Raw genomic sequence first — 21,251 nt, 5'->3', positions numbered from 1 at the left:
GAGGGGGTAAACGTGGCAAAGAAGGCTCTGAGCCCGGAGGAGCGCAGCGAGAGGCGCATGATGATCCTCACGCCGGTCATCGCCGTGCTCCTGGCTCTGATCATTGGCGCGATCATCATCGCGTGCCTTGGGAAGAACCCGTTTGAGGGCTATGCGGCCATGATCCAGGGTTCCCTGGGCGATGGCGCCAAGCTGAGCAAGACCCTCGAGCGTGCCTGCCCGCTGATCTTCACTGGTCTGTGCGCGGCGTTCGCCTACAAGTGCGGCGTCTTTAACCTCGGCGGCGAGGGTCAGTTCATCATGGGCGGCTGCGCCACCGCAACGTGCGTCCTCGGCCTGGGGCTCGAGGGCCCCGCCGGTCTTGCGTTGGGGCTTCTCGCCGGCATTGTGGCTGGCGCCATCTGGGGGCTTCTCCCGGGCATCATGAAGATCACCCGCGGCCTCAACGAGATGATCACCACGATCATGCTCAACTACGTGGCCATGTACTTCATGGAGTACATCTACAAGAACGTCTACTCCGATAACGGCCTGCCCAAGACCATCGCCATCCCGCAGTCTGCACGTCTCCCCGAGGTCCTTGGCACGCACGTGGGCGTGATTCTCGCCATCGTGCTGGGCATCTTCATCTGGTACGTCATCTTCCGCACCTCCTTTGGCTTCAAGATCCGCGCGGTTGGCATGAACCCCATCGCCTCGAGGGTGAACGGCTTCCCTGTCCGTCGCCTGGTTCTGCTCGCCTTCATCCTCTCGGGTGCCATTGCCGGCCTGGGCGGAGCCGTCGAGCTCCTTGGCAAGACCCCGTACCGCCTTGCCGACGGCTTTGGCTCGGGCTTTGGCTTTGACGGCGTGGCAATTGCCCTCATCGCGCAGCTCAACCCCATCGCTGCCATCTTCGTGGCGTTCTTCTTTGGTGTCCTCTCCACGGGCGGAACCATGATGCAGAGCGTCATTGGCGTTCCCACCGCCATCGTCGAGATCATCCGCGGCCTCATCATCATCTTTGCCGTCGCCGGCATGGCCGCCGTCAAGCTCCCCAAGATCAAGGCCTACGTCGCCGCAAGGCTGGACGCAAAGGCCAAGAAGGCCGAGGTGAACGCGTAATGGACTTCATGACTGCACTTCCCACGATTCTCAAGGCCATGACCATGGGCGCCGTGCCTATTCTGCTGGCGGCGCTTGGCGAGGTCTTCTCAGAGCGGGCTGGCCTCGTGAACATTGGCCTCGAGGGCGTCATGGCCATCGGCGCCTTTGTGGGCTTCGCCGTTGGCAAGATGACCGGCAACCTTTGGGTTGGCCTTCTCGCCGGCATGGTCGCTGGCGTTCTGGTCAACATGCTCTACGCCTTCTGCACGGTCACGCTCTGCGCCGACCAGGTGGTCACCGGCATGGCCATCAACATCCTGGCTCCCGCCATCGCGCTCTTTGGCTACAACCTCTTCGTGGGCTCGAACTCCGCCAACGCGACGGGTGCCCAGATGGAAAGCATCGCCATCCCCGGGCTCTCGGACATCCCCTTCATAGGCAATGCGTTCTTCAACCAGACGCTTCTTGCCTACCTGGCGTTTATCCTGGTCCCGCTTGTGCGCTACTTCTTCAAGCACTTCCGCGCGGGCCTCTCCTTCCGCTCCGTGGGCGAGAACCCCCACGCCGCCGAGACCCTGGGCATCGACGTTGTGCGCGTTAAGTACCTTGCTTGCATCGTGTGCGGTGCGCTCACCGCCGCGGGAGGCGCGTTCCTCACCCTGTGCTACACCCCCATCTATACCGACGGCATCGTGATGGGACGCGGCTTCATTGCTCTGGCAACGGTGATCTTTGGCCGCTGGAGCGCGCTTGGCGTCCTGGGCGCAAGCCTCCTGTTTGGCTTCTTCGACGGCCTCAACGTGGCACTCCAGGCCCAGTTCCAGGCGGCGCCGGTCATGTTCTTCAAGATGATTCCGTACATCTTCACCATCGTCGCTCTTATCTTCTTTGGCTCCAAGCACGCTGGCCCCAAGGCAAACGGGCAGCCGTACTTCCGCGAGCAGCGATAGTTCCCGGCGGCGCTCGGCCCGTCACCGAACACCGAGTGCCGCTTACGCTACTCTTTGGTTCATCCCCAAGCTATCCGTGTAGCGTGCTTGGGGGAGGGTTTCAGGGATGAGGGGCGCAACCTGCGCTTCTCGTAACGGAGGAAGGAAAGGGCACATCATGAGTGAAATCAAGAAGTCTCTGTCCGCCGCCATGCTCGACAGGCGTCAGGCCATCGCTTTGGGTCTTGGCAGCATGGGCGCGCTCGCCCTTGCGGGCTGCGGCGGCTCTGGCTCCAGCTCCAGCTCGTCCGACAGCTCCGCTTCTGGGTCCGATTCTGAGCAGAGCAGCTACAAGGTCGCCATGATCATGAGCGGCATCATCACCGACGGCGGCTGGGATCAGGGCCACTACGAGTCCCTCAAGAGGGCGCTTGAGTCCCACCCCAAGTGGACCATGCTCGAACCCAAGGAGAACACGGCCGACGCCGACGCTGCCACCGCAGCTCAGACCTACGTTGACCAGGACGTTGACCTCATCATCGGCAATGGGAACCAGTTTGCCTCCGACTGGGCTGAGGTCGTCGCGGACGCCGCCGACAGCCACCCCAAGGTTCACTTCCTGATCACCAACACCGACCCCACCGCCGAGATGGCGGACTACGAGACCCTCGATCCCGTCGAGACGGTACTGCCCGACTTCAAGCAGACGGGCGCCCTCGCCGGTGTGGTCGCTGGCCTCATGACGCAGACCAAGAGCATCGGCTTCATCGGCGGCATGAAGCTCCCCTCCACGCTCACCAAGTACTCCGCGTACCTAGCCGCCGCGCAGAAGATTGACCCGTCCATCCAGGGCCAGTACAACTTCGAGGCCGGCTTCACCGACGCCTCTCTCGGCACCAACCTCACGCAGCAGTGGATTGCCTCCAACAACGTCGACGTCATGTGGGGCGACGCCTCCGCCGTCGACAACGGCGCGCGCCAGGCCCTCGAGGCCGCCGGTGCCGACACCCACTTCGACATCGCACAGCCCATCGACATCGTGGGCGACGACCAGCCCACCGTTGTGACCTCCACCGTCACCGACTGGATGATTGGCCAGGCCATGGACGAGGTCGAGTCCGGCTCCTTCGGCGGCGGCAAGGCCATCACCGGCAACATGGACAACGGCGGCATCTCGCTGGGCAAGTTCTCCGACAAGGTCTCGAAGGACGTCCAGGACAAGATCAACGAGTACGCCGAGCAGATCAAGGCCGGCTCGTTCATCACCGACGACGAAGTCTCTGCCATCCAGAACACGCTGTAAAACAGCCAACGTTCCGAGGCCGTCTCCGTGTTTTGGGGGCGGCCTCTTTTGGTATTCGAGAGGCAGGAAAAGGGGGAGGGTGCATGGCGCGCAAGGAGTTCTCGCACGATGAGGACGTGGCGCTGCTGAGAAGGGCCATAGAGGTTTCCAGAAGCTCGCGCGAGCATGGCAATACGCCCTTTGGGGCGATTCTCGTCTCGCCCGATGGCGAAGTCCTTCTCGAGCAGGAGAACGTCGAGATAGAGACGCACAAGTGCACTGGGCATGCGGAGACGCAGCTCATGGAGCGCGCGAGCCAGCTGTACGAGAAGGGCTACCTCTGGGACTGCTCGCTGTACACGTCGGCCGAGCCCTGCTCGATGTGCTCTGGTGCCATCTACTGGGGAAACGTCGGTCGCGTGGTCTACGCCATGACCGAGCGCAGGCTCTTGGAGCTCACCGGCTCCAACGAGCAGAACCCCACGTTTGACCTGCCGTGTAGGAAGATCTTCGCTGCCGGGCAGAAGCCCATCGAGGTCGTGGGACCATTCCCCGAGCTAGAGGCCGAGGCGGCGGCAGTTCACGAGGGGTATTGGGACTAGGGCAAGCATGGGGGCTTGCTTGGAGAGGGAGGAAGCTATGTCAGCGAACGTTACGCGCAGAGATGCCATTACGCTTGGCCTGGGAGGCGCTGCAGCTGCATGCGGGCTCACGCTTGCGGGATGCGGTTCCTCGTCGAGCGGCTCTAGCAATAGCACCGCCGAGAAGACCAGCTACAAGGTGGCAATGGTCATCAGCGGTCCCAAGAACGATGGCGGTTGGGGCCAGGGTCACTACGAGTCTCTCACCAAGGCCATCGAGTCTCACCCCAACTGGGAGATGCTCGAGCCCAAGGAGAACACCGCCTCGGCGGACGCGGCTTCTGCAGCGCAGTCCTATGTTGACCAGGACGTCGACCTCATCATCGCCGCTGGCAACGAGTTTGTCTCGGCGTGGGGCGACGTGGTGGCCGAGGCGGCGGAGTCTAACCCCAACGTTCACTTCCTCATGACCAATACCGACCCCACCACCGACCTCGCCGACTACGAGACTCTCGAGAAGGTCGAGACGGTCCAGGTGAACCTTAAGCAGACCGGCGCCCTCGCCGGCGTGGTGGCTGGCCTCATGACCAGCACTGGTCAGATTGGTTTCATCGGTGGCATGCGCCTGCCTACCACGCTCACCAAGTACGCCGCCTACCTCGCGGCAGCACAGAAGGTGAACCCGCAGGTCGAGGGTCATTACAACTTTGATGCCGGCTTCACCGATGCGTCCTTTGGCACCAATATCACTAACCAGTGGATCGCCTCCAACAACGTCGACGTCATGTGGGGCGACGCGTCTGCCGTAGATAATGGCGCGCGCCAGGCGCTTGAGGAAGCAGGTGTCGACACGCACTTCGACATTGCACAGCCTATCGACTCGGTTGGGGCCGACAACCCCAGCGTGATCACGTCCACCGTCACCGACTGGATGTTTGGCCAGGCCATGGACGAGGTCGAGGCGGGCTCGTTCGGAAACGGCGCCGTGATCGAGGCAAACATGGATAACGGTGGCGTCTACCTGGGGAGCTACTCCGACAAGGTCTCGCAGGAGGTTCAGGACAAGGTCGCGGAGTACACCGAGCAGATCAAGGGCGACACCTTCCTTACCGACGACGAGGTCGATGCCGTAAAGGCTACGCTTTAGTAGCATGAGGTGAGGGACGCGGGCCATCTGGCGGGGCCTTCCGGCGAGATTCTGGCGCCGGAAGGCCCGTTTCCGCAGCAAGCGCGTGCGAAACCCTCGCTGTGGCACCGCCACGGCGCCCTCACTTCTCGCCTAATAGCGATATGTAACCCTCCGATAGGTATTGATATGCATAACGCCTTATCAATCTCTGGATAATATGCAGCCGCTTGCGGAACAGTGCCTACCGCCTGCGGGAGTGACGACACCAATCTGAAATGCGCCCTTAATATCGACATTACAAAAAACAAATAGTGTGACAACAAAACTTGTTGGCAGGAATGCAGTGTCCCTGGCGCTCCCATCGGCACCCTGTGCCGCATTAAATGGGACGAGCCGAGAAGACCTTCCAGCAAGCGACCTACCCCGAATGTCAGTTCAACCGCGCACCTGCCGGCAGTCACGTTGGCTGCATCAGCGATCCCCGATGGCTCGCTAAGAGCGCGGCACCTTCAGACACACATCAAGCGTGGAACCAACCCTCCGGCGAGAAAAGCTCGCCTGCGGGCAGTACGTGTTGGCATCCAACTACGAGAAAGTGGTGTGTGACATGGAGAGTGCACTCGATAAGTTCTTCCACCTCAAGGAGCGTGGAACCTCGGTAAGGACCGAGCTTCTCGCCGGCCTTACGACCTTCATCACCGCGGCGTACATCCTCGCGGTGAACCCCTCGGTCCTCTCGGCAACAGGCATGCCACAGGACTCCCTCTTTACCGCGACGGTCCTCATCTCGACCATCGGCACTCTGATGATGGCGTTCCTCACCAACTACCCGTTCATCCTGGCACCGGGCATGGGCATCAATGCCTACTTTGCCTACACGGTATGCCTGGGCATGGGTTACTCCTGGCAGACGGCGCTCACCGCAATCTTTGTTGAGGGCATCATCTTTGTGATCCTCTCGCTCACCAACGTGCGCGAGGCCATCTTCAACGCCATCCCCATGAACCTCAAGTATGCAATCACCGCAGGCGTCGGCCTCTTCATCACGATCATCGGCCTCAAGAACTCCGGCCTGGTGATTTCTAACGAGGCCACGCTCATCTCGATGTTCTCGTTCCATGGCTCCATCGAGGCCGGGACCTTCTCGACCGCCGGCATCTCGGCGCTTCTCGCGCTTATCGGCATCATCATCACCGCTATCCTCGTGTGCAACAACGTGCGCGGCAACATCCTCCTGGGCATCCTCATCACCTGGGGCATCGGCATTGTGTGCCAGCTCACGGGTGTCTACGTGCCCAACCCCGACGCCGGCTTTGCGAGCCTCCTGCCCGACTTCTCGCATGGCCTCTCGGTTCCTTCGATTGCCCCCATTGCCTTTAAGCTGGACTTCTCCAACTTCTTCTCGGTTGGCTTTGCCTCTGTGGTCTTCGCGTTCCTGTTTACCAACCTCTTCGACACCATTGGCACGCTGATTGGCTCTGCATCCAAGGCAGGCCTCCTCGACGAGAACGGCAAGCTCCCCAACGTGAAGGGCGCCCTGCTCGCGGAGTCCCTGGCTACCACGTTCGCTGGTCTCATCGGCACCTCTTCCACCGCAACCGCCGTTGAGTGCACTGCCGGCATCGCCCAGGGTGGTCGCACCGGCCTCACCGGCATCACCACGGCCGTCCTGTTCCTGCTGTCGCTGTTCCTCTCGCCGATCTTCCTGGCCATTCCCTCGTTTGCCACGGCACCTGCCCTCGTCATTGTTGGCTTCATGATGTTCGGCGCCGTCACGCAGATCGACTGGGGCACCGCGACCGAGGCCCTGCCCGCGTTTGTCGCCATTGTCGCCATGCCCTTCATGTACTCTATCGCCGAGGGCATCTCTCTTGGCATCATCTCCTACGTGGCAATCAACGCCTGCTCTGGCGCAGAGAACCGCAAGAAGATCTCTGGCGTGATGTGGGTTCTGTTCGTGCTGTTCTGCATCAAGTATTTCTTCATCTAGTCGACGGCACACGTGCTGTGCGCCTTACGTGAGGGGAGTACGTCATGAACGAGAACGTATTTGCAATCAAGGGCGACATTGTCTGGTCGCGCCACAACCACACGCTCTCCTGGGCTAAGGACGGCTACCTGGTAGTTGTCGACGGCATCGTCCAGGGCGTCTACCAGGAGCTCCCTGCCGAGTACGAGGGCATTCGCATTGTTGACCACACAGGCAAGCTCGTCATCCCCGGCATGAACGACATCCACGTCCACGCGCCGCAGTACAGCTTCCGTGGCATGGGCATGGACCTCGAGCTCCTCGAGTGGCTCAACACCCACACCTTCCCGGAGGAGAGCAAGTACGCCGACCTCTCCTATGCCGAGCGCGCCTACGACATCTTTAGCGACGACCTGCTCCACTCGCCCACCACGCGCGCGGTTGTCTTTGGCACCATGCACGTGGAGCCCACCGAGCTCCTCATGGACAAGCTCGAGGCAACCGGCCTCAAGACCTATGTGGGCAAGGTCAACATGGACCGCAACAGCCCCGATTACCTGTGCGAGAAGGACGCGGCCACGTCGCTTGCCGACACGGTGCGCTGGCTCAACGACGTCGAGGCCAAGGGCTACGCCAACACCAGGCCCATCCTGACGCCGCGCTTCACCCCCACCTGCTCCGACGAGCTCATGGAGGGGTTGGGCAAGCTCAAGCAGGAGAGGGGGCTGCCGCTGCAGTCGCACCTCTCGGAGAACCTTTCCGAGATTGACTGGGTGCATGGGCTGGCTCCGTGGTCTACCTGCTACGGCGAGACCTACGAGCACTTTGGCCAGCTCGACGGTGAGGGCAAGACCGTCATGGCCCACTGCAACTACTCCACGGACGAGGAGATTGCCATCCTCAAGAAGCACAACGTCTTTGTCGCAACGTGCCCGCAGTCCAACATGCAGCTGTCCTCGGGCATTGCCCCCATCCGCCGCTACCTGGTCGAGGGCATGAACGTTGGCCTTGGCACCGACGTCGCTGGCGGCGCGTCCCTCTCGATGTTCCGCGCGGTGGCAGACCTGGTGGGCTGCTCAAAGCTCCGCTGGCGTCTGGTGGACCAGAACCTCAAGCCCCTCTCTACCGCTGAGGCGTTCTATATCGCCACGGTTGGCGGTGGCGCGTTCTTTGGCAAGGTGGGCACCTTCGAGCAGGGATACGAGGCGGACGTCCTGGTTCTGGACGACTCCGGCCTGCGTACGACGCTCGAGTGCAACCCGGCGGAGCGCGTGGAGCGCTATATGTACCTCGCCGAGGAGGGCGGTCGCCTCGTCGAGAAGTACGTGGCTGGTGCACGCGTGCTGTAAGCGCGTTGGCGCCGGGCATCCTGGGTGCCCGGCGCCTCTCGGCCTTGCTGGAGCCGTTGCTTTTCTTCGTGAATAACGACCAGCTCAGAGGGCATGTGAGACCATTACGTACGGATGAACGGTCGGCAGCGGTTTGTGACCATTCGCCGCTGCCGCGACTCTGACCCTCGCGGGGTCACTAACATTTTGTTATGCAGCAATACAGGTTTCTAGGAGAGGGAGCTTGTCATGGAAAAGCTGAGGGAGGTCGGACGTCCCATCACGCGCGTCGACGCGTACGACAAGGTCACGGGACGTGCCATGTTCACCGACGACCTCTGCCCCAAGCCCTGCCTTGAGGCGAGGATCCTCCACTCGACAATCGGTAACGGGCGGGTGCTCTCGATCGACACCTCCGAGGCCAAGAAGGTCCCGGGCGTGGTTGCGGTCTTCACCTGCTTTGACGTACCAGACAGGCCCTATCCCGTGGCCGGTCACCCCTGGTACGCCGACAGCCACGCCGAGAAGCGTGACCTTGCGGACAGAAAGCTCCTCGACGACCGCATCCGCATCTACGGCGACAACATCGCCGTAGTCGTGGCCGAGGACACTGTGGCGTGCGACCGCGCCCTGCGCAAGATCAAGGTCGAGTACGAGGAGTGGCCCGTCGTCTACGACCCCAAGGAGTCTCTCAAGGGTACCGAGCACCCGGTCCAAGACATCAAGCCCGACAACCTGGTTGCCCACACCTGCGCCCTCACGAGTCCGGAGAACCTCGCAAAGTACGGTTACAAGACGGTGGACGACGCCATCAACGACCCTGCGTACCACCACATTGCCATCCACACCGAGACGGGCGAGCAGTCCCAGGTCCACATTGAGACCTGCACCTCGTTCTGCTACATGGAGGGCGGCAAGATCGTCTGCGTGGCCTCCACCCAGATCCCGCACATCATGCGCCGCGTCATTGGCCAGGCGCTGGGCATTCCCTGGGGCGACGTGCGCGTGATCAAGCCCTACATCGGCGGCGGCTTTGGCACCAAGCAGGACATCCACTACGAGCCGCTCAACGCCTGGATTTGCCAGCAGCTCGGCGGGCGCTGCGTGCGCCTCGAGCTCTCGCGCGAGGAGCTTTTCTGGGACACCTCGGGCCGTCAGCCCAAGTCCTTCGATGTCGAGGCATCCTACGGCGACGACATGCTGCTGCACGCCCGCTCCATCCGCGGTTGGTCCAACACCGGTGGCTACATCCACCACGGGCACGCGCTGGTGCTCAACTCGGTGAACTCCTTCCGTTGGCTCTACCACACCAACGAGGTTGCCTCCCGCAGCGAGGCGTGGACCGTCTATACCAACGGCCCGCACACGGGCGCCATGCGTGCCTACGGCGTGCCCGAGGGTGTCTGGACGGCCGAGTGCCTCATGGGCGACATCGCCCACGACAACGGCTGGGACGGCGTCGAGTTCCGTCTCAAGAACTGCATCCGCGAGGGCTTCGTGGACGAGTTCACGCCCGGCGGTGCCGTTGCTGCCCACACCTGCACGCTCCCGCAGTGCGTGGAGAAGGGCAAGGAGTGGATCCACTGGGACGAGAAGAAGCGCGAGTACGCAAACGAGACCGGCCCCATCCGCCATGGCGTGGGCGTCGCGTTCTTCGTGTACAAGACGGCCGTCGCACCGTTCGCGCTCGAGACGGCGACGTCGCGCGTCACGCTCAACCAGGATGGTACGGTGCAGCTCCAGATGGGCGCCACCGAGATTGGCCAGGGAGCCGACACGGTCTTCTCGCAGATGGCCGCCGAGGCCATTGGCATCGACACCGAGGACGTCCACATCGTCTCGTTCCAGGACACCGACGTCACGCCGTATGACGCCGGCGCCTACGCATCGCGCCAGACCTATGTCTCGGGCACGGCCGTCAAGAAGGCAGGGCTTGAGCTGCGCGAGAAGATTCTCGCCTTTGCGCACCGCCTGTACCCGGCCGCCGGCGAGAACCTCGACCTGCACGACCACGCCATCTGGGACGCCACCGGCCGCCAGGTATGCACGCTTGCCTCGCTCGCTCTCGAGGCTTACTACAACGTGGACGCAAACGACCAGCTGAGCGCCTACGCCACCGCCAACGTCCACACCAACGCCATCGCTACGGGCTGCACCTTCGCAGACGTCACAGTGGACATGCCGCTCGGCCAGGTGACGGTCAACAGGATCATCTCCGTGCAGGACAACGGCCGCCTCATCAACCCCAAGCTGGTGGAGCAGCAGGTGCACGGTGGCATGGGTCAGTCCATTGGCTTTGGCCTCTCCGAGGAGGTCCAGGTGGACCCCAAGACCGGCCGCGTGCTCAATGACACCCTGCTCGACTACAAGATTCCCACGATGATGGATCTGCCCGACCTCAAGGCGGACTTCGTCGAGTCCGACGACCCGACGGGCCCCTATGGCAACAAGGCAGTTGGCGAGACCCCCATCATCTCCCCGGCGCCCGCCATCCGTGACGCCATTCTCGACGCCACCGGCGTGAAGTTCTACCACATGCCCATGACCCCGCAGCGTCTTGTTGAGGGCTTCAAGAGGGAGGGGCTGATCTGATGTACGACATTGAATCCCTGTACGAGGCCACAAGCGTCGAGGACGCCTGCCGTGCCCTGGCCGAGGACCCCCAGGCCATCGTTATTGCCGGCGGCACCGACGTGCTCGTGAAGGTGCGCGGAGGCAAGCTTGCGGGTGCGCACCTGGTCTCGATTCACAACCTGCATGACGAGCTGGACGGCGTGACGCTTGCCGACGACGGTACCGTGGAGATTGGCCCCATCACGTGGTTCCACCACGTCACCACGAGCCCCGTCATCCAGGCCACGGTCCCCACGCTGGGCGAGGCCTGCGACACCCCGGGTGGCCCGCAGCTACGCGTCTCGGGCACCATCGGCGGCAACGTGTGCAACGCCGCCACCTCGGCGGACAGCGCCTCGACGCTCTTTGCCTACGGTGCTCTGCTCGACGTGGTGAGCACGCGTGGTAAGCGCACCATTCCCATCGAGGAGTGGTACGCGGGCCCCGGCCGCTCCTACCGGGAGCGCGACGAGGTTCTGGTCAAGATTCGCATCCCGCGCGACCACTATGAGGGCTTCACCGGCCACTACTTCAAGTACGGCAAGCGCCGCGCGCTCGAGATCGCAACCATGGGCTGCTGCTGCCTGGTCAAGCTCGCCGCAGACAAGTCCACGATCGATGACATTCGCCTTGCCTTTGGCGTCGCCGCCCCCACGCCCATGCGCGCTACGGGTGCCGAGGACGCTGTGCGCGGCCTTTCCGTGGCCGAGGCGGTCGACAAGATTGGCGAGCTCGCCCAGGCCGAGACGCACCCGCGCGACTCCTGGCGCGCGTCGAAGGACTTCCGCCTGCAGCTTATTGGCGAGATGTCGCGCCGCTCGCTCATTGAGGCCGCGCGCAAGGGAGGGGCTGATATCTAATGGCAATGCGCATTCTCAACTGCACCATCAACGGCAAGCCGGTTGAGGTTGGCTACGATCCGCGCGAGTCCCTGCTCGACACGCTGCGCGACAGGCTTCACCTCACGGGCACCAAGCGCGGCTGCGAGGTCGGCGAGTGCGGTGCGTGCACCGTCCTCATCGACGGTGTGGCAACCGACTCCTGCCTCTACCTTACCGACTGGGCTCAGGGCAAGGACATTCTCACCATCGAGGGCGTCCAGAAGGCAGATGGCTCGCTTGACCCCGTTCAGCAGGCCTTCATTGACGAGTTCGCCGTACAGTGCGGCTTCTGCATCCCCGGCATCATCATGAGCGCCCTCGAGATGGAGCGTACGGGCAAGACCTACACGCGCGACGAGATCCGCAAGCAGCTCTCGGGCCACCTGTGCCGCTGCACGGGTTACCAGAACATCGTGAACGCCGTCGAGAAGGCCGTCGACGTGATGGACGGCGTCGTGGGCGAGAGCGCATGAGACAAAGGGACAGTCCCTTTGTCTCATCTAGCGGCGCGCCCTCTCTCACAGAACTACGAAAAAACGCGTTGCGAGAAGCCCGTCTCGGATTCCCTCGAGGCGGGCTTCTCGGCTCCCTATGCCCAGCTCACCACGACGGTGCTGTTGTCGTGCACGCCCTCGGCGGCAAGCTCCTCGCCCGCCTTCACGTCGTAGCCGGCACGGCGCAGGCGCCGCAGGAAGGCAACGAGCTTGGCGTTGTACTCGTTGAGCAGACGCATCTCCTGCAGGGGAGAGATAAGTCCCTGCGGCCGGCCGTGGATGATGCTCGAGATGGCGTCGGCAACCAGCACGTTGCTGTTGGCGAGAAGGTCGTTGTAGAACGCGTTTCCGGCTCCGGCGCAGTCCGTCTCGCCAGGCGCAAACTTGAGCATCACCGAGGTCCTGCCGTACATGGCGTACGTGCGGATGCGCGTACTGGTCTGGCCTTCCGCGTTGTGCATGGCCCAGCGCAGGGCGTTTGCGGCAAGGGTATCGGCCTCGGCCTGCGAGCGGCCGGGCTTGGCCGACGCGGTGAGGGCACGGGCCTCCTCGGCGGGGATGAGCTCCGTGGGCTGCGGAATCTTGGTATTAATCTCGTCCATGATTTCTCCGTTCCGGGGTGCCGCGTCAAAGGCGGCGCGCCTGACAGGACGCGGGGTTTCACTGAGCCGATAATACCGCGATGTGCTTCTGCGCAGGGGACAGTTCGCTTGGGGGCGCAGGGTTGCCGCTCATCGGCCCACGCCAAATAATTTGTAATGACATCCTAACAAACAGTTATGATTTGATTGCTGCACCGTTATGCAAGGAAAGGGATAACGGTGCATATATGAGAGTTGTCTGCCAGGGACAGGGTTGGCGTGAGGACGCCCCCAGACGGACGCAAGCTGCAGTCAAGAAGGTCTTTCGCAAGGTTCTGCCTGGACGTGAGGACGTCGGCCGTGCGTGGACGCAGGAGAGGAGTCACCATGGCAGACGAGTACGACTACCACAAGATGTGGGGCGATCTGGGCATGGACGTCGAGGCACACGATGGCCTTTTGGGCGTTGTCGGCCAGATGTACCAGAGCATGTACCTCACGCAGGAGAACAGGCCTGCCTCAACGTCCTACCTGGACGGCGTTGCCGCAAACCTGCACTCGGGGCGCATCCGCGAGATGGTGGACGGCCGTAGCGAGGGAGATCCCAAGAAGATCATCGGCAGCTTCTGCCTGTACGTGCCCGAGGAGGTCGTGACCGCGGCCGGTGCCGTGGAGGTTGGCCTGTGCGCCGGCGCCGAGTGGGCGCCCGAGGTCGCCGAGAAGTACGTGCCGCGCAACACCTGCCCGCTCATCAAGGGCTTTATGGGCTTCAAGCTGGGGCGCGTGTGCCCGTACATCGAGAGCGCCGACCTCGTGGTGGGCGAGAACACCTGCGACGGCAAGAAGAAGGCCTACGAGCAGTTCTCGAAGCTCAAGCCCATGTACATCATGGACGTGCCGCACGTGCGTAACGAGGACACTAAGCTCCAGTGGCGCCACGAGGTCCACGCGCTTGCCGCTCGCATCGAGGAGGAGACCGGTCAGAAGATTACCGAGGAGAGCCTGCGCGCAGCCATCAAGCTTGCCAACGACAAGCGTCGCGCACTGCAGCGCCTTTCGGCCACGCGCGCGGCCGATCCCGTGCCCATCTCTGGCCTTGACTCGCTTCTTACCGTGCAGGCCGCCTTTATGGATGATTCCGCGCGCCTGACCGACGCCATCAACAAGATGGCCGATGAGTGCGAGCAGCGCGTGGCCGAGGGGGTTGGCGCTGCTCCCAAGGGCGCCAAGCGCATCCTCTACACGGGCACGCCGATGGCAGTGCCCAACTGGAAGCTCTTCAACATCATCGAGAAGGCCGGCGGCGTGGTGGTTGGCGAGGAGTGCTGCACCGGCAGCCGCTACTACAAGGATCTGGTGCCCGAGGACGGTGCGACCGTCGACGAGATGCTCGACAACATAGCCGACCGCTACCTCAACATCCAGTGCGCCATCTTCACGCCCAACCAGGGCCGTCGCGACGACGTCATCCGCATGGCGCGCGATCTCCACGCTGACGGCATCATCGACGCGTCCCTTTCGTTCTGCACCATCTACGAGATGGAGGCGTTCGACATGGAGAAGGCCGCGCAGGATGCGGGCATTCCCTACATGCACCTCTCGACCGACTATTCCGCCGAGGGAGACGGCCAGCTCACAACGCGCATCCAGGCGTTCCTCGAGATGATCTAGGCGTTTGCAGCATTTGTCCTATTGGGGGCCGTGCAGCCGCTGGTTGCCCGGCCCCTCTGCCCAAAATTTGCGGTTGACGGCCTTTTTCGGGGGTTCCGCTTAGTATCACCTCGGAGGTGCCATTTTCCTACCTGCGGGTCTGTAAAAAGTAAAGGTCCTCGTACTCGACGATTCGCCCAAAATGGGCCGTCAACCGCAAATTTTGGGCACGGACCGGCGCGGTTCGGGGAGGCAAGGGCGGAGCGAGACGAGAAGAAAAATGGGAGAGGGGTGAACCGCCCCGTTCGCGGGCGAAATGCTACCGCCTGCGGTGCCTGCTCGATTGCCAAACAAATTGTATGGCAATCAGACTAATAATTTGTCGCGGCAAAGCGGCCTATGGCACGCTTGAGCACGTCAAGGACATCCGGTGGAGCGCGGAGGCGCTCGGGGGAGGCTCGCATGGCAGCGCAGGCACAGGCGGAGCGGGAGCTCGACGAATCGCTCTTCAGGCGAGACGGACTGCCGCCAATTGGGTCGCTCGTTCCCATGTTTCTGCAGCACGTGCTTGCGTCGTTCGCAGGCGTCATCACGCCGGCCATGATGATAGCTACTACCTGCGGATTTACGCAGGAGCAGGAGACCGCCATCATCCAAGTGGCGCTGATTCTCTCCGCCATCGACACACTGCTCCAACAGTTCCCGCTGTTTGGCCGCATCGGCGCGGGGCTTCCCATCCTCACCGGTGTGTCGTTTGCCTTCCTGCCTGCGTTCCAGGCGGTTGGCGCGCAGTTTGGCTTCTCGGTGCTTCTCGGCGCCGAGCTCGTGGGCGGTATCGTGGCCATTCTCTTTGGCGTCTTCTACAGCAAGGTGCGCAGCCTCTTCCCGCCGCTGGTAACCGGTACCGTAATCTTCACCATCGGCGTCTCGCTGTATCCCACGGCCATCAAGTACATGGCGGGCGGCGCTGGTTCGGCAAACTTTGGCGGCATCTACAACTGGGTTGTTGGCCTCATCACCTTTGCTGTGGTCTTTGCGCTGGCTAACTTTGGGAAGGGCGTGCTCAAGCTCGGCTCCATCTTCTTTGGCATCATCATCGGCTGCGTCGTTGCTATCCCGTTTGGCATGGTTGATGGCTCCGAGGTGCTCAGCGCTGGGTGGTTCTCGCTCCCACAGTTCATGCCGTACGCCATCGAGTTCAACCCCGCCGCGTGCATCACGCTCGGCGTGGTCTACGTGATGGTCAACGTGCAGCTGATCGGCGACCTCTCCGCGGCATCCGCCGGCTCGATGGACCGCATGCCCACCGAGCGCGAGATTGGCGGCGCCATCAAGGCGCAGGGTCTGGTGAGCATCATCTCGTCCTTCTTTGGTGGCCTTCCCACCTCGGCCTTCGGCCAGAACGTGGGTATCATCGTGAGCACCAAAGTCATCAACAAGTGGGTCTTTGGCGGAGCGGCGTTCGTGTTTCTCGCCGCTGGCCTATGCCCCAAGCTCTCGGCGCTGCTCCTCATGATTCCGCAGCCCGTCATTGGCGGCGCAACCATCAGCGTCTTTGGCACCATCACCCTGAACGGCATCCGAATCCTCGTGAAGGACGGCCTCACGCCGCGCGCCTGCACCGTCTTTGGCATCTCGGTGGCTTTTGGCATTGGTATCGCGCAGGTCTCTGGCTCGCTCGCCGGCCCTGGTATGCCCGAGTGGATCTCCACGATCTTTGGTACCTCGGCCATCACGCCCTGCGCCGTCATGGCAATCATCTTGAACAGCGTTCTGCCGCCCGAGGACAACACGCCCGAGCAGCGCAACCTCAGGCCGCTCCGGAATGGCGGCAACGGCTCGAGTGACGAGAAGTAATTCCCGTAGCACAACCTGCACCAAAAAGCTCACCGCCCCGCAGGATTGCCTGCGAGGCGGCGTCGATGAGACAAAGGGACTGTCCCTTTGTCTCATTTTTCGATGACTCGGCGTCCCTGCACGTAGACCTGGCGGATGTTGTCGGGCGTGGAGAGGTAGAGGATGCGCGCCAGACGATCTTCCGGCGCATCGAAGACGCCAAAGCCGGTGAGGTCCGCATATGGCAGGCGCGTATCAACAACCTGCAGGTCAAAGGCACGCCCGGGCTCAAAGGTTCCCACGGGCAGGCCAAGCGCCTCCGCACCGCCGGCCGTAGCCAGGTAGAGCGCCTCTACAACCGAGATGCGTGCGTTCCCCGCTCCGCGCTCCGCCTCAGGCCTCTGCGCATCGACGCCCGTCTCGAGCATGCGCGAGGCCATGACCGCCTGTCGAATGTCGTCGTACATGTTGGGGCTAAACCCGCCCGAGATATCCGTGCCCAGGCCAATGTGCACGCCCTGCGCGCGCAGGCGCTTAACCGGCAGGACGCTGCTCGCAAAGTACGCGTTGGAGATGGGACAGTGGGCAATACCGGCACCCACCTGCGCAAAGAGCGCGCCCTCGTCCGGCGTGAGAAAGGTGCAGTGCGCCATGATCGAGTGCTCGCGGAGAAGGCCAAAGTCGCGCAGGGCGTAGGGGTCCTCCTTGCCAAAGCGCGCAAGCACCGTGTCGTGCTCCCACTGGCCCTCGTTGCAGTGGCTCTGAACGTAGGCGTCGTGCTCCGCAGCAAGGTCGCCAAGCCCGCGAAGGACCTCGTCGGTGCAGCTTGGAATGAAGCGGGGTGTGATCACTGGCCAGACGCCCTGGGGCGCGTCCGGCCGCATGGACTCGACCTCGCGGATGAGCTGGGCCGTCTGCCTGACGGCCTCCGTGGGGGACGCGTCGCGGTAGTAGGTGGGGTTCGCGGCGGGGTCGTCCATCACGGTCTTGCCCACAAGGCCACGCTGACCTGCGTCAACGCAGGCACGGGCAAGCTCCACCGTGGCCGGGAGGTGCGCGCTGCCAAAGTAGACCACGGTCGTGGTGCCACGCGACAGAAGCTGGCGCACAAGGTCGCCGTAGACCAGGCGGGCGAACTCGACGTCTGCGAACTTTGCCTCAAGCGGGAACGTGCGCTCGAGAAGCCAGCGGTTGAGCGGCTCGTCCAACGCAATGCCCGCCTGCGGCCACTGACACGCGTGCACGTGCAGGTCTACAAAGCCGGGGAGGCCATAGCGCCCCTCGCCCAGCTCAACAAGGACGCCGGACTCTTGGTAGGCGCGCACGAGCTCGTCATGGCGGGGATCGTCGGCACGCAGCACGCGCGCAATCGTGCCGTTGGCGTCAACCTCGATAAGCGCGTTTTCCAGGTACTCAAACGCGCCATACGTGGGCGTGTGGAAAAACGAGCCGAGAAATGCCTGCCGAACGTCTGCTGCCATGCCGCCGACCTCTCCTTTGTTGCCTACGCACCAACGAGTCTAGCGAGTCGGGACGGATGAGACAAAGGGACTGTCCCTTTGTCTCATCCGTCCCGTCCAAAGGCCGCGACCGACCTTTTGCCGGCGGGGCGACAATAGCCCTTGCAATGTGCCCCGGAAGTGGTGTAATTGGTGTGCTAACAAATAGTTAGGCAGTAAGACAGTTTTTCTTTTTCTAGTCCATTGGGCGCCGGGATCGGCGCGTAGAGAGGGGAGCACCATGGAGCCTAAGTTCAAGTGGGTCACCAACCACATGCCCAAGAGCGAGGACAAGAACCTGCAGGTCATGAGCCTGGAGAACGTTGCCAAGGCCCGCGCGTTCCACAAGAGCTTCCCGCAGTACTCCGTGACTCCGCTCGCCAACCTCTCCGGCATGGCCAGTCGCCTTGGCCTGGGCGGCCTCTACGTGAAGGACGAGAGCTACCGCTTTGGCCTCAACGCGTTCAAGGTGCTCGGTGGCTCCTTTGCCATGGCACGCTACATCGCCGAGGAGACCGGCCGCGACGTGGCGGACTGCGACTTTGACTACCTCACGTCCGACCAGCTCGAGCACGACTTTGGCCACGCGACCTTCTTCACCGCAACCGATGGCAACCACGGTCGCGGCGTGGCATGGGCTGCCCACCGCCTGCACCAGAACGCTGTGGTGCACATGCCCAAGGGCTCCACGAAGACCCGCTTCGACAACATCGCCAAGGAGGGCGCCAAGGTCACGGTCGAGGAGCTCAACTACGACGACTGCGTGCGCCTTGCCGCCAAGGAGGCCGAGCAGACCGAGCATGGCGTGATCGTGCAGGACACCGCGTGGGAGGGCTACACCAAGATCCCGTCGTGGATCATGCAGGGCTACGGCACCATGGCCGCTGAGGCAGCGGACCAGCTGCGCCAGCTTGAGGTCAACCGTCCCACCCACGTCTTTGTCCAGGCTGGCGTGGGCTCGCTCGCAAGCTCCATGGTCGGCTTCTTCTCCAACCTCTTCCCGAGCAACCCACCCAAGTTCGTGATCATGGAGGCCGGCGCCGCCGACTGCCTCTACCAGGGCGCCGTCGCGGCCGACGGCGACCCGCGCATCGTGGGCGGAGACCTTAAGACCATCATGGCCGGCCTCGCGTGCGGCGAGCCCAACACCATCGGCTGGGACATCCTGCGCAACCACGCGGACGCGTTCGTGAGCTGCCCGGACTGGGTCAGCGCCAAGGGCATGCGCATGCTGGCCGCCCCCGTCAAGGGCGACCCCGCGGTCACGTCTGGCGAGTCCGGCGCCGTCGGCATGGGCGTCATCTCCACCATCATGTGCGACCCCGCCTACGCCGAGTTCCGCGAGGCGCTCGAGCTCGGTCCCGATTCCCAGGTCCTGCTCTTCTCGACCGAGGGCGACACCGATCCCGTCCGCTACCGCCAGATCGTCTGGAACGGCGCATGGCAGAGCGCGGACGCCGAGTAGGGCCACCTCAACGCCTGAGGGCGTCATTGCAAAGGACGAGCCCTGCCTCCCAGGGCTACAGCGGCCGGTGCGCGCAGGCGTGCCGGCCGCGTCCTTCTCGATGCTAAGATTGCCCATACGCGAAGAATGTCCATACGCGGCAACCAGTTTGGATGCGGAGGCTTTGATGGCCAATCTCTACCTTGTGGAGGACGACCCCGGTGTGCGTGAGCAGCTGTCGGTGCTTCTCGCAAACGCGGGCCACCACGTCCAGTGCGCCACGCGCTTTGACCGCCTGGTAGAGGACATCACCGCCGCCTCGCCCGATGCCGTCGTGCTCGACCTGGGCCTTCCCGGGACCGACGGCCAGTACGTGGCGCGAGCCCTGCGGCAGCAAAGCGACGTACCCATCATGGTGCTCACCAGCCGCACCTCCGAGCTGGACGAGCTCATGAGCCTCTCCGTTGGGGCCGACGACTTTGTAGCAAAGTCCGCGAATCCGCAGCTTATCCTGGCTCACCTTGAGGCCCTCCTCCGGCGCAGGCAGCCGGCGCGCGCCTCCGTTGTCCATGCGGGCGGCCTCTCCCTCGACGCTGTGCGTGCAGAGGCAAGCTTTGGCGGCAAGACGGTCGAGCTTTCCCGCAACGAGCTGCGCATCCTTGAGTGTCTCATGCGTCAGCCGGGTGCCATTGTGTCTCGTGAGGACCTCATGGAGGCGCTTTGGGCAACAGACGCCTTCGTGGACGACAACACCCTCACGGTCAACGTTACCCGCCTGCGCCAGGCGCTTGGCAGGATTGGGCTGCCGCATGCCGTCGTGACCCATCGCGGCATGGGCTACTCGCTGCGGGTGGAGGGCGCATGAGCCTCCGCGCGTACCTGAGAAGCCACGCGGTTCGCGTGGTCTGCTCCGTGGCGGTGGTTGCCCTGCTCGCCGTGATGCTGCCCGTGGTTGGCGTGGAGAGGGGGGCCACCGAGCTGGTCATGCTTCTCGTCACCGTGCTCGAGGTGACGGGGCTCGTCTGGGAGTGGCTGCGCGGGCGCTCGTTTGCGCGGGGGCTCGCGCGCCTTGCCGAGGGCGAGGAGGACGCGCTCGACGTTGCCGCCACCCTTCCGGAGCCCGACTACCCCGAGGGTGAGCTTGCCTGGGAGGCCATCCAGGGCGTCGTGCGCACGTCACGTCGCAGAGAGGCGGGGCTTAAGCAACAGATGCAGGAGTACCGCCGCTACGTCGAACTCTGGGTTCACGAGATAAAGACGCCGCTCGCAGCCATGAACCTCACGTTGGCCAACAGCCACGGCGAGGATGCCCGTACCCTCTCGCGCGAGGTCGCGCGCGTGGAGGCTGACGTCGAGAACGCGCTCTACTACGCCCGCAGCACCTCGGTTGACAAGGACTACCTTCTGCGCAGGTGCGATCTGGGGGAGCTTGCCCGCGACGCGGTGAAGTCCCGCGCCCGCTCGCTCATCGAAGCCCACGTGGCCGTCGACCTGGCAGGACTTGAAGGCGAGAAGGGCCTCTGGGCCTACTGCGACCCAAAGTGGATGACCTTCATCCTGGGGCAGCTCATCGACAACGCCGTGCGCTATCGCGCCGTTCCCGAGCGTGACGGGCGCCAGGCGCGCCTGTGCTTCTCGGCCAGTGTTGAGGGCACGGGCAGTGCCGAGGAGCGCGTGGTGCTCCACGTGGCCGACAACGGGTGTGGCATCTCCGAGGCCGACCTTGGCCGCATCTTCGAGCGTGGCTTCACCGGCACCAACGGCAGGACGCACGAGCGCTCGACCGGCATGGGGCTCTACCTCGTGCGGACGCTCTGCGAGAAGATGGGGCTCGCCGTGGGGGCGAGAAGTGCCGCAGGCATTGGGACCACCATCGACATCGCCTTCCCAAGGGAGCGCTCTCGCGCCGTCTAGCAGGCGGTTCTCGCATGATGCCAAACGTGACGCAA

Annotated in this window: 17 protein-coding genes; 15 read left to right on the top strand and 2 right to left on the bottom strand. The window is 63.3% G+C overall.

From position 1 onward, the window contains the following. Positions 1 to 12 precede the first annotated feature (12 nt). From BMX94_RS03145 to xdhC, 10 genes are all read left to right on the top strand, one after another. A complete protein-coding gene (locus tag BMX94_RS03145; protein WP_286159995.1) occupies positions 13 to 1,104 on the top strand; it encodes an ABC transporter permease in 1,092 nt (363 codons plus the stop codon). After that, positions 1,104 to 2,036 carry an ABC transporter permease gene (locus BMX94_RS03140; protein ID WP_091003373.1) on the top strand — a complete coding sequence of 311 codons (933 nt, stop codon included), beginning with the start codon at positions 1,104 to 1,106 and terminating at the stop codon, positions 2,034 to 2,036. The genes BMX94_RS03145 and BMX94_RS03140 overlap by 1 nt, the downstream gene beginning before the upstream one ends. A 157-nt stretch (positions 2,037 to 2,193) precedes the next feature. Continuing rightward, on the top strand, positions 2,194 to 3,318 hold the full coding sequence (locus tag BMX94_RS03135) for a BMP family lipoprotein (RefSeq protein ID WP_091003371.1): 1,125 nt from the start codon (positions 2,194 to 2,196) through the stop codon (positions 3,316 to 3,318). Between the two features lie 83 nt (positions 3,319 to 3,401). After that, positions 3,402 to 3,899: a nucleoside deaminase gene (locus BMX94_RS03130; protein ID WP_091003368.1), complete on the top strand. Its 498-nt coding sequence runs from the start codon at positions 3,402 to 3,404 to the stop codon at positions 3,897 to 3,899. Between the two features lie 37 nt (positions 3,900 to 3,936). Next, on the top strand, positions 3,937 to 5,025 hold the full coding sequence (locus BMX94_RS03125; protein WP_091003365.1) for a BMP family lipoprotein: 1,089 nt from the start codon (positions 3,937 to 3,939) through the stop codon (positions 5,023 to 5,025). Between the two features lie 589 nt (positions 5,026 to 5,614). After that, positions 5,615 to 6,997 (top strand): NCS2 family permease, encoded by a 1,383-nt coding sequence (locus BMX94_RS03120; RefSeq protein WP_091003362.1) that lies wholly within the window; start codon positions 5,615 to 5,617, stop codon positions 6,995 to 6,997. Between the two features lie 44 nt (positions 6,998 to 7,041). Next, the gene (locus BMX94_RS03115; RefSeq protein ID WP_091003359.1) at positions 7,042 to 8,325 is read left to right on the top strand and encodes an amidohydrolase family protein; all 1,284 of its coding nucleotides are present in this window, start codon (positions 7,042 to 7,044) and stop codon (positions 8,323 to 8,325) included. 228 nt (positions 8,326 to 8,553) lie between these two features. Beyond that, positions 8,554 to 10,896 (top strand): xanthine dehydrogenase subunit XdhA, encoded by a 2,343-nt coding sequence (xdhA, locus tag BMX94_RS03110; RefSeq protein ID WP_091003355.1) that lies wholly within the window; start codon positions 8,554 to 8,556, stop codon positions 10,894 to 10,896. After that, positions 10,896 to 11,777 carry a xanthine dehydrogenase subunit XdhB gene (gene xdhB, locus BMX94_RS03105; protein ID WP_091003350.1) on the top strand — a complete coding sequence of 294 codons (882 nt, stop codon included), beginning with the start codon at positions 10,896 to 10,898 and terminating at the stop codon, positions 11,775 to 11,777. Before xdhA ends, xdhB begins: the two co-directional genes overlap by 1 nt. Then, a complete protein-coding gene (xdhC, locus tag BMX94_RS03100; protein WP_091003347.1) occupies positions 11,777 to 12,271 on the top strand; it encodes a xanthine dehydrogenase subunit XdhC in 495 nt (164 codons plus the stop codon). The genes xdhB and xdhC overlap by 1 nt, the downstream gene beginning before the upstream one ends. 116 nt (positions 12,272 to 12,387) lie before the next feature. Here the strand turns inward: xdhC and BMX94_RS03095 are convergent, their stop codons facing one another. Next, positions 12,388 to 12,894: a hypothetical protein gene (locus tag BMX94_RS03095; protein WP_091003344.1), complete on the bottom strand. Its 507-nt coding sequence runs from the start codon at positions 12,892 to 12,894 to the stop codon at positions 12,388 to 12,390. 366 nt (positions 12,895 to 13,260) lie between these two features. Here BMX94_RS03095 and BMX94_RS03090 point away from each other — a divergent pair, with 366 nt between their 5' ends. Continuing rightward, the gene (locus tag BMX94_RS03090) at positions 13,261 to 14,544 is read left to right on the top strand and encodes a double-cubane-cluster-containing anaerobic reductase (protein ID WP_091003341.1); all 1,284 of its coding nucleotides are present in this window, start codon (positions 13,261 to 13,263) and stop codon (positions 14,542 to 14,544) included. A 441-nt stretch (positions 14,545 to 14,985) separates the two neighbouring features. Continuing rightward, a complete protein-coding gene (locus BMX94_RS03085) occupies positions 14,986 to 16,380 on the top strand; it encodes a uracil-xanthine permease family protein (protein ID WP_091003339.1) in 1,395 nt (464 codons plus the stop codon). 92 nt (positions 16,381 to 16,472) lie between these two features. On the opposite strand, the gene BMX94_RS03080 is transcribed toward BMX94_RS03085, so the two are convergent. Further along, the gene (locus BMX94_RS03080) at positions 16,473 to 17,840 is read right to left on the bottom strand and encodes an amidohydrolase family protein (RefSeq protein ID WP_091003335.1); all 1,368 of its coding nucleotides are present in this window, start codon (positions 17,838 to 17,840) and stop codon (positions 16,473 to 16,475) included. Positions 17,841 to 18,099: 259 nt separating this feature from the next. Between BMX94_RS03080 and dpaL the strand changes: the two genes are divergently transcribed. From dpaL to BMX94_RS03065, 3 genes are all read left to right on the top strand, one after another. Next, a complete protein-coding gene (dpaL, locus tag BMX94_RS03075; protein WP_091003333.1) occupies positions 18,100 to 19,323 on the top strand; it encodes a diaminopropionate ammonia-lyase in 1,224 nt (407 codons plus the stop codon). 166 nt (positions 19,324 to 19,489) lie between these two features. After that, complete coding sequence (locus BMX94_RS03070; protein WP_091003331.1) at positions 19,490 to 20,167, top strand: response regulator transcription factor; 678 nt, start codon at positions 19,490 to 19,492, stop codon at positions 20,165 to 20,167. Beyond that, positions 20,164 to 21,216: a sensor histidine kinase gene (locus BMX94_RS03065; RefSeq protein ID WP_091003329.1), complete on the top strand. Its 1,053-nt coding sequence runs from the start codon at positions 20,164 to 20,166 to the stop codon at positions 21,214 to 21,216. The genes BMX94_RS03070 and BMX94_RS03065 overlap by 4 nt, the downstream gene beginning before the upstream one ends. Positions 21,217 to 21,251 lie beyond the last annotated feature (35 nt).

The sequence above is a fragment of the Olsenella sp. KH3B4 genome (genome assembly GCA_900111695.1).
Classification (GTDB): Bacteria; Actinomycetota; Coriobacteriia; order Coriobacteriales; family Atopobiaceae; genus Tractidigestivibacter.
This window is presented reverse-complemented; position numbering and strand designations above follow the sequence as displayed.